Genomic DNA, 13,590 nt, shown 5'->3' on the forward strand with positions numbered 1-13,590 from the left:
GCTATAGTACATCGTTGTAAATGAATTGTCCACTGAAGGGGTGTCCCATGTCGGCCAACTATGCTCTGCTGTGTTACACGCGTGCAGCCACCAGTCGTGAAGAGGCGAACAACGAGGACATCGCCTATAGCGTGCACCTTGCGCTGCGTTCCCAGATCACTGGCAAATGGGAACCTCTGAACGAAAACTATGGCATCTTCTTCCCCGCCGGCGTACCGATTGCGGCAGCCACTGAGAGCTCGCGCCGCGCGTGCAGAGCCGCCGTACGCTTCGGCACCGAACCATTCGATGGCCCGCGTCCCGCCAGCGACGCCGTAAGATATGACGCGGTGATGCCCGGTGTCGACATCACCCTCAAATCCCTGCGTGACCCGTACCTGTTCCGTCTGCAGGATGGGCGCTTCGCCATCGCAGCCACGCGTACCAATCGCGAAGGAACGCCCGACGGATCGGAAAAGTCGGCGTTTCTGTTGGCCGTCAGCGGCGACCTGACATCCTTCATCCAGCCGGGGCTGGTGCTGTTGCGTACGGAGAACGGCGTCAATCACCCATCCGTCACGTTCGACGAGACCGCCGCACGCTATGTGATCACCTTTACGGGCGATGATGGCCGTTCGTATTCCGCGCAGACGGAGGATATCGTCGCGTCCGCGCGTTCCGGTGAGCCTTTAGACGTTACGGAAAATACGCAGGCGTCGGAACGCCACCATTCCTTCGATTGCGACATTCCGGACGCCGTGCCCGGCAACGTCATCTCGGTTACCGAGGACGAAGCCAAGCACCTGATTGCGCGGTTTGGCCGTGTATACAATGTTGCGGCCACTGTGTCACCGCAACATATCAACGCCCTGAGCGGCGGCGAAGATGCCCGTGGCGCCGTCATGGCATTGACCCGTACTCGTGCCGAACTCGTCTACAGCGACGGTTCCACCGCTACCCGCGCAGTGAACTGGAACCGGGAACAGCTTGAGACCATTGCGAGGGAAGCTTCGGAAGGCAAGCTACGCGCCGGCGAATCCCGTACTGTGGAAGGCAAGATCCGTCAGACCGTCTACCCGGTGCCTTTCGCCGTGGAACGTGCCGACCCGTCAGTATTCGCGTGGAATTTCAATGGCAAGCCAATGTTCATGTTCATCGCTACCGACGACACCGACGGCAATTGCATAGACCCGAATAATGGCGCCACCCACATGCCGCTACGCGTCGCCGACTCCATCGAGGAACTGTCCGACGTGGCGGGCGGACGCGCCAAGGAGATCGATCTGCTCACATGCGGCGACCTGAATTCCGAAGGTCGCGAGATGACCGGTTGCTTCTGGGCGCCGGAATTGCATGTCATCGGCGGCAAGCTGTCCATTCTGTTCATGCCGTGTTTCGACGGACCTTCCGTCAATCCGGACGGTACGCCGAACGACCGTGCAGGTAAGCCGGACATGTGGACGGGAAGTTGCCATATCATGCAGCTCAAACAGCATTCCGATGGCACGGATTTCGACCCACGCGAGCCGGAGAACTGGACTGTTCCGCAGCCGATTCTCGATCCGGATGGCGCAACGCTCAACCCAATCCAGCGCATTTCGCTTGACATGACCGTCATCGTCGATTCCGGGCGTTGGTATTACGCGTGGCAGCAGGTCGGCAGCATCTGGATCGCAAGCTTCGACCCGTCGAATCCGACCAGGCTCACCAGCCGTCCGACGCAGATCATCGTACCGGAATTCGCGTGGGACAACATGATCGCCGAAGGGCCGAACGCCTTCGTGCATGACGGCAAGATCTACCTGATCTACTCGGGATCGCTTGTCGGCATCGACTATACGACCGGTCTGGCGACTGCTCCGGCGGGGCGGTGCATTGACCTGACCGACCCCGCCAATTGGACGAAGCTCGACTATCCGCTGCAGAAGTCCGGTCTGTATAACGGCCAGTGGCAGCTCGGCACCGGTCACGGCATGTGGTCGCATGATGAGGACGGCAATCTCATCTACGTGTTCCATAACGCGGAATATGAGCACGGTCGGTACGGTGGCCGTGACGCCCAAGTGCGTCGGGTGCATTGGTCCGCGGAGGGAATGCCGATCTTGGATATGGATTCTGCGGAAGAGCTTAATCCGGATTATGCTTATGTAACGATGCAAATCAACGTTTCCGACGCTGACTGATTCCATCCGCCACAAGGGGTACATCGTTTGGCGGGCGGAGTGACGAAGCCTGTCGGGGCGGTGGCCGGTTGGCTAGAACATTTGAAAAAGGGGAACGTATGTCGAGGCAGACTGGGTCCAACGGCGAGCATGTCGTAACCATGCGTGAAGTGGCCAAGGCGGCCGGCGTGTCCATCAAGACCGTGTCGAATGTGGTCAACGACTATGAGTTCGTCTCTCAGGCCACTCGCGACAAGGTGAACAAGGCCATCGATGAGCTTGGCTATACCGTCAATGTGTCCGCACGTAATTTGCGTACGGGGCAGACGGGCATCATCGGTCTGGCCATTCCGGATCTGCAGATGCCGTATTTCGCACAGCTTTCGTCATTGGTCATAGAGGAAGCCAAGAAGCTTGGCTTGCGTGTGATCGTGGAGCCTACGCTGTATTCGCGCGAAGGTGAGATCGATGCGTTGCACGGCTCCCAGCAGACCATGATCGACGGTCTGATCTACAGCCCGCTTGAACTCGATCAGGATGACGTCGACCAATTGAAGGTGGATTATCCGCTGGTGCTGATCGGAGAACGCATCTTCACGGATCTGGTCGATCATATCGCCACTGAGAACGTGGAGGGTGCCAAGCGTGCCACTTCCTACCTGTTGCAGACCGGGTGCAGGCGTGTGGCCGTGGTCGGCGTTCATCCGGGGGAGAAGGTCGGCTCCGCCGCACTACGTTACCGAGGTTATCGCGAGGCGTTGGAAGAGGCCGGCGTGGAATTCGATGAGCGGCTCGTGGTCTCGTCCGGTATGTGGCACCGTAGTGACGGCGTGAAGGCCATGAACTCACTGTTCGATTCCGGTGTGATTCCCGACGGCGTTGTTGCGTTGAACGATATGCTTGCCTCCGGCGTGATGCATGCCATTCAGATGCACGATTATCGGATTCCTGAGGATATTTCCGTGATCGGTTTCGATAATTCCGACGATTCCCAGTATCTTTCGCCGGCGTTGACGTCGATTGACCCGGGACTTGAGGCGGTTGCGAGACTTTCCGTCAAGGTGTTGAAGGAACGCATCGACGGACGTGAACCGAACGGCGAACACCCGGGGCGCAAGGTGTTCCGCAAGGTGTCCTCGTCCCTGGTGATGCGCCAGTCCACCAAGCTTCCGCAGGAATCGTTGGTGGTCTGAGCCTTTTTCGGTAAGGGCCGGCCTGTGCATGATCGAATGTCATGTGCGGGCCGGCTTTGTTGTTTGGAAGGAATAGGTGCCGCAACACTCCACGACAACGACGCGATTTTGTACAACGATGTAATAGTGGTATATTCAACGTTGTAAATTACTGGAACAGCGGATTGAAAAGGAATAAACATGGCTGTTTACAACAATCCGATCGTGCTTCAGCGCGCAGATCCCTGGGTGCTTAAGGTTGACGGCGAGTATTACTTCACCGGCTCCGATCCGGAATACAACTGCATCGCCATTCGTCATGCGTCGACCATCAACGACCTGCAGAAGGCGCCGGAGACCGTGGTATGGCGCAAGCATGAATCCGGTCCGGCCAGCATCTACATCTGGGCGCCGGAACTGCATCGCATCAATGGTGCATGGTATATCTATTTCGCTGGTGCGGCAACGGATTTCGAGACCTCGGGACTGCCGACGCATCGTATGTTCGTGCTGGAGAACACCGATGACGACCCCACTTCCGACAACTGGGTCGAGAAGGGGCAGATCGCCACTCCGGTCGACTCCTTCTCCCTTGATGCCACCACCGAAGTGATCGATGGCGTGCAGTATCTGGTATGGGCTCAGAAGGATCCGGCGATCGAGGGCAATTCCAACCTGTATATCGCCAAGATGACCAATCCTTGGACGTTGGAAAGCGAACCGGTGATGCTCACCAAACCGGAATACGACTGGGAGTGCATCGACTTCCTCGTCAACGAAGGTCCGGCCTTCCTGTTCCATGAGAACAAGATCTACATCACCTATTCCGCTTCCGGCACGGGCGTCCCGTACGCCGTGGGCCTGCTGACCGCCGAGCGTGGCTCCGATTTGCTGGACAAGGCCTCCTGGACCAAGAGCCCGGTGCCGGTGTTCAAGACCTGCGCCGAGCACGGCCAGTACGGTCCGGGGCATAACTCCTTCACCAAGTCGGAGGATGGTGCCGATGATCTGATGGTCTACCACTGCCGCAACTACACGGAGATCACCGGGGATCCGCTGTTCGACCCGAACCGTCACGCCCGCGTCGGCGTGGTGAAATGGACCGAGGATGGCCCTGACTTCGGCGTTCCGGAGCCCGACAATCTGTGGACCCCGACCACGACCGACGTGCTGCCCGCCGATGGCGGAGCACTCGCGGGAACTCCTGCGGTGCGCCGATCATAGGACGCCCATAACTGGATGGGGGCATGGGGAAATGGCTTGTCGTCCGGTTGGGGAAATGGCTTGTCGTCCGGTGTGTCATCAATTTGTACAACGATAGAAAAAGCTGTATAATCAAAATTACAACGTTGCAAATGGCATCGCAGCTGAACATGGCGCGCGGACGGGAACGGTGAACAACGAAGTCGGGTCCGCCGCCACATGCAATGTTTGAGGATAAGGAATCTTGGGAGACCAAGAGATAAGGAGAAATCCATGAAGATCAAGAAGAGCACCAAGGCTCTCGCGGCGGCGGCCTCCCTGGCCATGCTGTCCACCGTTGGCCTGTCCGCCTGCGGTGGCTCCGATTCCGGCGAGACCGACTCCAACGGCAAGCCGATCATCCGCGTCGCGCTGATCAAGCGCAGCACCCAGATCGAAGCCAAGGAAATGAAGCTTCAGAAGGATCTCGAGGCCGCCTGCGACTGCACCATCAAGTGGGATGAGATTCTCGACACCCAGTGGTCCCAGCAGGCCTCCACCGTGCTGGCGTCCGGCGACGTCGCCGACATCACCGTGTGGGGCTACAACTCTTCCAACTTCGCCCAGTACGACTACTGGGAGGACCTGAGCGACGATCTCGACCAGATGCCGAACGTTCAGGCGTACTTCAAGGAGGTCCCGAACGCCAAGAAGTTCGGCTCCGACATCGATGGACACGTGTGGCAGGTCCCGTCCGACTACGGCAACGCCTCCGGCGTCAAGTGGTCTTCCGGCCAGAACCTCATGATCAACAAGTCCTGGCTCGAGAAGCTCGGCCTCGAGGTTCCGAAGACCTGGGATGACCTGACCAAGGTCCTCACCGCCTTCAAGAACGACGATCCGAACGGCAACGGCGAAGCCGACGAAATCCCGATGCTGATCAACCAGCTCGGCACCGCCGGATTCAACTGGTGGGATCCGTTCCTGCTGCTCAACGGTACCGGCCTGAACACCCAGATGATCGCCAACGGCAATCAGGGCATCTACATCAAGGACGGCAAGATCGGCAACTTCATGATCACCGACAACTTCCGTCAGGTCATCGAATACTACCACTCCCTGATCGAGCAGGGCCTCATGCCGAAGGACATCCTGACCCGTGACAGCTCCCAGAACAGCGCCGACATCTCCAACGACGGCAAGACCGCAAAGGTCGGCCTGATCTTCGGCTGGAACACCGGCAACTTCGGCGACCTGAAGGACCAGTACGAGTCCATCGAGGTGCCGGCCGCCCCGGGCGTCTCCTATGAGGAGACCACCTGGGAACCGCAGTTCGAAGATATCTACAACGGTGCCTGCGTCAAGGCCGGCCTGGATGACGAACACAAGGCGGCCGCTCTGAAGATCATCAACAAGTGGATTGAGCCGGATACCTCCATGGAGTCCTATTACGGCGATCTCGACAAGTACATCTCCAACGAGGGCGACGGCAAGTACAAGGTCATCGAATTCCAGAAGGATCTGTCCACCTACGGTCTGGCAGACCGTGGCCTGACCTACGTGTCCGATGACATGTCCGTCGAAGGCGACGAGGACAAGGTTCTCGCCGAGAAGGACGGCAAGACCTACGAGACCCAGCAGTCCCATATCGGCGACAAGGACCTCATCCCGGCCTACGTCCGCCTGTCCGCTGAAGACAACACCACTGTGTCCAACAACAACTCCAACATCTTCAACTACGCCATGCCGTTGATCTCCACCTGGATTCAGGATGGCGGCCTGACCGACGCGAAGTGGAACGAGTACGTTGACACCATGAAGCAGCAGGGCGTCGATGAGAACGTCAAGCTCTGGCAGAAGTGGTACGACAAGACCATGGCCGAAGAGTAAGCCAGGTTCCCTACCGACATTCCCACATAACCGAACCAGCCCTCCCTCGCGGTGAGCATCAATCCGCAAACCGGCGGGGGAGGGCCATACATTGTTCACGTTTCGTATCTTCAAACTTCATTTCCGGCGATTGTCCGGACAACCCAAGAGAGGGATGGATATGGCTGTTTCGCAAATCGCAGCATCCGCGTCGAACGCAGACGTCCCGGACAACGACTACATCGCCAAGCACAAGCCCCTGCCGATCCGCATCGGTACTCATCTTCGTCGCTACTGGCAGCTGTGGCTCATGGCCCTGCCGGCAATGGTATTCGTGTTCATCTTCGCCTACATTCCAATGTATGGCATCCAGCTGGCCTTCCGCGAGTTCGTTCCGCGCAAAGGCCTGACCGGCGGCACCTTCGTCGGCCTGAAATATTTCAACAAGTTCTTCCAGTCCCCGCAGTTCGCCAACCTGATGCGCAACACCATCAGCATCAGCCTGTGGACCCTCGTGATGGGTTTCATCTGCCCGATCATCCTGGCCCTGCTCATCAACCAGCTCGGTTCCAAGAAGATCAAGGGCTTCGTGCAGACCATCACCTACATGCCGCACTTCATCTCCACCGTGGTCATCGTCTCGATGATCAGCATCTTCCTGAACCCGACTTCCGGCTTCATCGGCCGCTTCCTCAACGAGGACGGCAAGAGCATCCTGGGTGATCCGAATCTGTTCACTCCGATTTACTGGATCACCGAAGTCTGGCAGCATTGCGGCTGGAATTCCATCATTTACCTGGCCGCACTGGCCGGCGTCGACACCGCTCTGTATGAGGCCGCCAAGATGGATGGCGCGAGTCGTCTGCAGCTCATCCGCTACGTCGACATCCCGGCCATCCTGCCTACCTGCGGCGTGCTGCTCATCCTCAACATGGGCTCCGTACTGAACGTCGGCTTCGAAAAGGTCTTCCTGATGCAGAACTCGCTGAATCTGAGCTCCTCCGAAGTCATCTCGACCTTCGTGTACAAGATGGGCTTCGTCAGTAACCAGTACAGCTATTCGACGGCAATCGGCCTGTTCAACACGTTGATCAACTTCGTGTTCCTCGTCATGGCCAACGCGATTTCCAAGCGCGTGTCCGATACCAGCATCTTCTAACGGTCGGTACAAGGAAAGGACATTCAAATGAGCAATTCCGTTGCACCCGCCATCAAGACGGCGAATAATGAGATTCCGTGGAATCCGAAGGTACGCCAGAAAAAGCAGCCGTCCGATTACGTGGTCGACTTCCTGATCGGCCTGTTGGTGGTGGCGGTCGTCGTGGTGGTCCTGTACCCGCTGTGGTTCATCGTGATCGCCAGCTTCTCCAACTCCGCTCTGGTGTCCCAGGGCGCGGTGACCCTCTACCCCAAGGACATCAACTTCTCCGGCTACACCAAGATTCTCGAGGACTCCCGAATCTGGACCGGCTACAAAAACACCATCATCTACTCCGTGATCGGAACCGCGGTCAACATGCTGGTCACCCTGCCGGTGGCGTTCTCCCTGTCCCGCCGCGAGTTCAAGGCCCGCCGCGTCATCCTGTTCCTGTTCACCTTCACCATGTTCTTCGCCGGTGGTCTGATTCCGAGCTACCTGCTCTTCAAGGACTTGGGCATCCTCAACTCCATGTGGGTGTTCATCCTGCCGGGTGCCGTGAACGTATTCAACGTGATCATTGCACGTTCGTTCTTCGAGACCTCCATCCCGGAGGAACTGCATGACGCGGCCCAGGTGGACGGTCTTGGTTACTTCCGCTACTTCATGAAGATCGTGCTGCCGCTGAGCTCGGCCATCATCGCCGTAATCGCACTGTACTACTTTGTGGGTCACTGGAACGACTTCTTCACCGGCCTTATCTACATCCGCAACCAAGAGAAGCAACCGTTGCAGAACGTGCTGCAGAACATTCTGCTCGCCAACCAGATGACCACTTCCGGTGGCGGTTCGGATGGCCGTTCCATGCTGGAACGCCAGCAGGCCGCGGATCAGATCAAGTACGGCATCATCATCGTGTCCACCCTGCCTCTGCTGGTCGTCTACCCGTTCCTGCAGAAGTATTTCAACAAGGGCGTCATGATCGGAGCCGTCAAGGGCTGATACGCGACACGAGCAGTCCGAAATTGCCGATATGGCACTTCATCTCATTCTCCTCCTTCCGAAAAGGCTGTCGCTCGTAGTGGCGGCGGCCTTTTCGTATGAGGGCAAGACATCGTATGAAACCAATCAAGTAGTAAGGTGACACCTATGACCGAAGCGACCGACGCATACGGCTATCTGCTCGTCCACTTCATCGAGGATCCGGACGGCTACGCCGAGAAGATTTACATGGATGTATCCGATGGCGACAATCCACGTCGATGGTTGCCTATCAACGATGGAAAGCCGGTGTTGACCTCCGCCATCGGTACCACGGGGGTGCGTGACCCGCATATCATCCGCAATCCCGAAACCGGCACATGGTACGTCATCGCCACCGATTTGCGCGTGTTCGGAGGAGACGATGCCGGCTGGTTCGAATGGACGCGCCATGCCAGTACGAATCTGATCATCTGGGAATCCGACGACCTGTTGCATTGGAGCGGACCGCGTATGCTCGACGTATCCCGTAAGCCGGACGGTTCCCACCTCGAGCTTGGCATGGCATGGGCGTGCGAATGCCTGTGGGTGCCGGACTACTATCCGGCGGAACATGAAGGTGGTCGCGGCGCATTCGTGATGTACTGGTCCAGCACCATCTTCAACAATGAAGACACGCGGCATGACGACAAGGACGTCTACTGCACCGTACTGTGGGGAGCTACCACCGACTTCACGCAAGACACCTTCGAATACGGTGGCGTGTTCATCGACAACGACGGGGATGCCATCGACACCACCATGATCCAACGACCGCTGCCTGACGGCGGAATGCGCACGTACCGCATCACCAAGGACAATGCGCACGGCAACGGCATCTGGATGGATTCCACCGATGCGAAACGCTGGTGGGAGCCCGATACTCAGTGGACCTTGGTGCAGGACCGAATCGGCGCCGAATACGTGCCGGATGGCAATCCCGGCGGAGTGGAAGGGCCGGCCGTGTTCGCCAACCACCATAACGACGGCGGTGCCGACGACGAATGGTATCTGTTCGTGGACGTGATTCCGTCAATCGGCTACCAGCCAATGATCAGCCATGATCTTGATAAAGGCTGGGTCAAGCTGGAAAGTCAAGACTATTTCCTGACCGAGCATACGAAGCATGGCGGTGTGGCTTCGCTGACACGTGCCGAATACGAACGTCTGCGCCCATTGGCCGCACTGGCCGACCTGCGGGGCTGAACACAATTTTTACGGATATGGTGAGGGCCGCCCACGTCTTCTTGTGGGCGGCCCTCACCATATCCGGCTGTATGACGGTCACCTCCAATGACGGCGATTACGCGTCATTGGCACTGGTACCGCTATTGTTGCGGCGATTGTGTCGACTGACCTTGGTCGCTCTGCCCCTGGCTGCTCTGGTCAGTGGATGAACCGCTGCCACCGTTGTCGCCGCTGCCGGAGTCCGCATCACCATCACCGCTGCCGCTGCCGGATCCGCTGTCCGGCGTGGTGGTTTCGGTCGGGGACGGCGTGGTCGGCTGCGTGCTTTCCTCAGCCTTCGGCGTGGTCTGCGAGGTGTATGACTTCTGCGCGCCTGTACCCCACGTGCCATCCGATCCGCCGACCTTGCCGCTGTCGGTCGCGGTCGGGAATGTCTCGTTCGGGGTATCGGCCAAGGCCTGCGTCATATATTCGGTGAACAGATGCACTGGGTAGTCGCTGCCGCCGGTCCAGCTACCGAAGGCCGGGATTTCCTGCGGATTGCCGTTCGCATCCGGGTACCACATAGCCACCGTCGTTACCACCGAAGGGGTGTAACCGATGAAACTGGCCGCCCTGGAATCATTCGCCGTGCCGGACTTGCCCGCGATGGTATGACCGGTGGCGCGCGCCTCGGTGGCGGTGCCGCGCTGCACCACGCCGGTGAGCGCCTTGGTTACCAGATTCGCGGAATTGGCTTCGAACACCTGCTCGGCCGTGGTCGGCGCGTTATACAGGTCGGATCCGTCCGGCGTCTTCACGGAGGCCACGATATGCAGCGTCGGCTTGTTGCCCTGATTGGCCAACGTGGCGTATGCGCGCGTCATGTCCTCAACGCTCAGGCCGTTGTTGCCAAGTACGGTGTACGGTTCGGATCCATCCAAAGACGTGTTCTCCACACCCGCCTCACGTGCGGTATCGGCGATTTTCTTGGTGCCCAGTTTGGTCTGCAAATCCATGTACACGGTGTTCGACGACTGTTCGGTAGCCGTATACAGGTTCACGTATCCCAGGTTCGCGTTGCCGTAGTTGCTCACGGTTTCGGTGATGCCGGGGAAGGTGCGGAACGAGTTGCCGTTGAACATCGTGTTCAGGCTTACGCCTTCGTTTATGGCGGCCAATAACGCGAACGGCTTCATGGTGGAACCGACCTCGTAGGTGGCCTGCGTGACGTTGTTGAGCTGCTTGGTCAGGTAATCGTCGCCCGCATACAGCGCGATAATCGACCCGTCCTTCGGGTTGACCGACAGCGCGCCGAACTGCATGCCGTCCGGCACTACGCCCTGCATGCCGTTCTGCGAGGGACTGACCACCGAATACATCAGATCCTGCTTGGATTTGTCGATGGTGGTCACGATCTTATAGCCGCCCGTTTCGAGGTCCTGCTTGCTGAAGGCCTTCGTGCCGATGAGTTCGTTCTGCACCATGGTCAGCAGGTATCCGTTCGCGCCTTCCAACTGATTGCTCTGCTGGTATTCGATGGCTTGCGGGAATTGCGATTCCTTCCGTTGCTTGGCGGTGATGTAGCCGTCTTCCTCCATGATGCTGAGCACGCGCTTGTAGCGCTTCTGGGCCTGTGCCTCGTCCACCGCCGGGTCCCATGCGCTCGGCGCCGGGATGATGCCGGCCAGCGTGGCCGCTTCGGACAGCGTCAGATCCTTGGCGTCCTTGTTGAAGTACGCCTTGGCCGCCGCCTGGATGCCGTATGCGCCACGGCCTAGGTAGATGGTGTTCATGTAGTTGCACAGCACCTGGCTTTTATCTTGCTGTTGCGCGATCTTGATGGCCAGGAACGCTTCTCGGAGCTTGCCGGAATACGATGTGGTCTCGCCCAGATAGTAGCGCTCCGCGTACTGCTGGGTGATGGTTGAGCCGCCCTGCCGGCTACCGGTGGTCAGGTTGTTGTACAGTGCGCGTGCGATGCCCACCAGATCGATGCCCTTGTTGGTGTAGAAGGAACGATCCTCGGAAGATACGATGGCGTTGCCGACGTAGTCCGGCAGCACGGAGCAGTCGATGATCTCACGATTCTGCTCGGCGTAGCTGCCGATTTCGGTGGTGCCGTCGGAATAGTAGACGGTTGTTTTTTCCGCGAGCGCGAACGCCTCCGGCTCCGGAACGCTCGTGGTGACGTACATGTAGGCGAACAGGCCGATGCCTGCCGTGAGGAGCGCCGCGAAAATCCCGAGCACCCATTTGAGTACGAGATGCTTGCGCTTGGTACGATTCTTCTTTGGTCCATTGGCGCGGTGCGAGCCGTGGCTGTTGCGCTGCACGTTGTGCGTGTTGCTGCGAGCGCTACGGGTGCCGTCTGCCTGCGGGGCATGGGAGCGCGAGCTTACGCTTCGAGTCTGTGAAACCATGCCTTCTACCGTAGCCGCCAGTCCTGAAAAACGGGCGAAAAGGGGTGGTGGATTGCATAAGTTAGGTGATTTATCCTCGGTTCTTTTACAAATCGACAGAATTTCGCCGGGTGTCGCAATAGCGCCGATTGTTCAGGGTTTTCTCAGTCGTACAGGTGGATTCTTGCCGATTCGCAGGTATGCTTAAAGGTTGTATACCTGCAACGCATACATATGAGGAGTCGTTTCAGATGAGCATTCGCGTGGCTATCGCCGGTGTGGGCAATTGCGCTTCGTCGCTGGTTCAGGGCGTTGAGTATTACAAGGACACCAAGGACGAGGATAAGATTCCGGGATTGATGCACAACAATTTCGGCGGATACCGTGTGCGCGATATCGAGTTCGTCACCGCATTCGACGTTGACGCGCTGAAGGTCGGCAAGGACCTGTCCGAGGCCATTGAGGCTTCGCAGAACAACACCATCAAGTTCGCCGACGTGCCGAATCTTGACGTCGAGGTGCTTCGTGGCCCGACCGAGGATGGTTTGGGCGAGTATTACCGCCAGATGATTGAGGAGTCGACGGCTGAACCGGTCGATGTGGCTCAGGTGTTGCGTGACAAGAAGGTCGACGTGCTGGTTTCCTATCTGCCGGTCGGCTCAGAGCGGGCTGACAAGGCCTATGCCCAGGCCGCCATGGATGCCGGCTGCGCGTTCGTGAACTGCCTGCCAGTGTTCATCGCCTCCGATCCGGAGTGGGCGCAGAAGTTCCGTGATGCCGGTGTGCCGATTGTCGGCGACGATATCAAGTCTCAGGTCGGCGCCACCATCACCCACCGTGTGCTGGCTCGCCTGTTCGAGGATCGCGGCGTGCGTCTCGATCGCACCTACCAGCTCAATGTCGGCGGCAACATGGACTTCATGAACATGCTGCAGCGTTCCCGTCTGGAGTCCAAGAAGATTTCCAAGACCCGTGCGGTCACTTCCGTGGTGCCTCACGACATGGACCCGCATAATGTGCATATCGGTCCGTCCGACTACGTGGCTTGGCTTGACGACCGCAAGTTCGCCTTCGTGCGTCTCGAGGGCACCACGTTCGGTGATGTTCCGCTGAGCCTTGAATACAAGTTGCAGGTGTGGGATTCCCCGAACTCCGCCGGTATCGTCATCGATGCCGTGCGTGCCGCTAAGATCGCTCTTGACCGTCATCTGGCGGGCCCGATCCTGGCTCCGAGCTCCTATTTCATGAAATCCCCGGCCGTACAGCATGAGGATGGCGAGGCTCGTCGTCTCGTCGAAGAGTTCATCAAGGGCAACGTCGAAGGCACTGAGGAGCAGCTCGATGCCGATGTCGCCGCCGCCAAGGCTGCGGGCAAGGATGTCTGGAAGGCCTGAGCCGCTGCGTGACGCGCATGCGTGATGCGTATGAGTACGTATGGGTAATACGTGTGAGTGGCGCATGTGAGTGATGCGTAAGGGTCGGGCCCGCGGAGTGTACAA

General features: G+C 58.4%; 9 protein-coding genes. 8 read left to right on the forward strand and 1 reads right to left on the reverse strand.

The annotated features are described in order from the left end of the window. The first annotated feature begins 47 nt into the window (after positions 1-47). The 7 genes from BBDE_RS01140 (at position 48) to BBDE_RS01170 (ending at position 9,728) form a co-directional block, all read left to right on the forward strand. Entirely contained in the window at positions 48-2,162 is a 2,115-nt protein-coding gene (locus tag BBDE_RS01140) for a family 43 glycosylhydrolase (RefSeq protein WP_003837710.1), read from the forward strand. A 98-nt stretch (positions 2,163-2,260) separates the two neighbouring features. Beyond that, complete coding sequence (locus BBDE_RS01145; protein WP_003837708.1) at positions 2,261-3,334, forward strand: LacI family DNA-binding transcriptional regulator; 1,074 nt, start codon at positions 2,261-2,263, stop codon at positions 3,332-3,334. A gap of 180 nt (positions 3,335-3,514) precedes the next feature. After that, positions 3,515-4,537 carry a glycoside hydrolase family 43 protein gene (locus BBDE_RS01150; RefSeq protein WP_012901822.1) on the forward strand — a complete coding sequence of 341 codons (1,023 nt, stop codon included), beginning with the start codon at positions 3,515-3,517 and terminating at the stop codon, positions 4,535-4,537. Positions 4,538-4,789: 252 nt separating this feature from the next. Next, positions 4,790-6,385 (forward strand): extracellular solute-binding protein, encoded by a 1,596-nt coding sequence (locus tag BBDE_RS01155; RefSeq protein WP_003837704.1) that lies wholly within the window; start codon positions 4,790-4,792, stop codon positions 6,383-6,385. A 154-nt stretch (positions 6,386-6,539) separates the two neighbouring features. Then, complete coding sequence (locus tag BBDE_RS01160; RefSeq protein WP_003837702.1) at positions 6,540-7,523, forward strand: ABC transporter permease; 984 nt, start codon at positions 6,540-6,542, stop codon at positions 7,521-7,523. A 27-nt stretch (positions 7,524-7,550) separates the two neighbouring features. Next, the gene (locus BBDE_RS01165) at positions 7,551-8,504 is read left to right on the forward strand and encodes a carbohydrate ABC transporter permease (protein WP_003837700.1); all 954 of its coding nucleotides are present in this window, start codon (positions 7,551-7,553) and stop codon (positions 8,502-8,504) included. A 147-nt stretch (positions 8,505-8,651) separates the two neighbouring features. After that, positions 8,652-9,728 (forward strand): glycoside hydrolase family 43 protein, encoded by a 1,077-nt coding sequence (locus BBDE_RS01170; RefSeq protein ID WP_003837695.1) that lies wholly within the window; start codon positions 8,652-8,654, stop codon positions 9,726-9,728. Positions 9,729-9,850: 122 nt separating this feature from the next. Here BBDE_RS01170 and BBDE_RS01175 read toward each other — a convergent pair whose 3' ends face one another. Next, entirely contained in the window at positions 9,851-12,112 is a 2,262-nt protein-coding gene (locus BBDE_RS01175; RefSeq protein WP_012901823.1) for a transglycosylase domain-containing protein, read from the reverse strand. A gap of 230 nt (positions 12,113-12,342) precedes the next feature. On the opposite strand from BBDE_RS01175, the gene BBDE_RS01180 reads away from it, so the two are divergent. Next, complete coding sequence (locus BBDE_RS01180) at positions 12,343-13,485, forward strand: inositol-3-phosphate synthase (RefSeq protein ID WP_012901824.1); 1,143 nt, start codon at positions 12,343-12,345, stop codon at positions 13,483-13,485. The last annotated feature ends 105 nt before the right edge of the window (positions 13,486-13,590 follow it).

Source organism: Bifidobacterium dentium JCM 1195 = DSM 20436 (assembly GCF_001042595.1).
Lineage (GTDB): Bacteria > Actinomycetota > Actinomycetes > Actinomycetales > Bifidobacteriaceae > Bifidobacterium > Bifidobacterium dentium.

Coding starts and splice junctions, on each gene's coding strand:
- BBDE_RS01140 (WP_003837710.1), top strand. CDS start 48: ATGTCGGCCAACTATGCTCTGCTGTGTTACACGCGTGCAGCCACCAGT.
- BBDE_RS01145 (WP_003837708.1), top strand. CDS start 2,261: ATGTCGAGGCAGACTGGGTCCAACGGCGAGCATGTCGTAACCATGCGT.
- BBDE_RS01150 (WP_012901822.1), top strand. CDS start 3,515: ATGGCTGTTTACAACAATCCGATCGTGCTTCAGCGCGCAGATCCCTGG.
- BBDE_RS01155 (WP_003837704.1), top strand. CDS start 4,790: ATGAAGATCAAGAAGAGCACCAAGGCTCTCGCGGCGGCGGCCTCCCTG.
- BBDE_RS01160 (WP_003837702.1), top strand. CDS start 6,540: ATGGATATGGCTGTTTCGCAAATCGCAGCATCCGCGTCGAACGCAGAC.
- BBDE_RS01165 (WP_003837700.1), top strand. CDS start 7,551: ATGAGCAATTCCGTTGCACCCGCCATCAAGACGGCGAATAATGAGATT.
- BBDE_RS01170 (WP_003837695.1), top strand. CDS start 8,652: ATGACCGAAGCGACCGACGCATACGGCTATCTGCTCGTCCACTTCATC.
- BBDE_RS01175 (WP_012901823.1), bottom strand. CDS start 12,112: ATGGTTTCACAGACTCGAAGCGTAAGCTCGCGCTCCCATGCCCCGCAG.
- BBDE_RS01180 (WP_012901824.1), top strand. CDS start 12,343: ATGAGCATTCGCGTGGCTATCGCCGGTGTGGGCAATTGCGCTTCGTCG.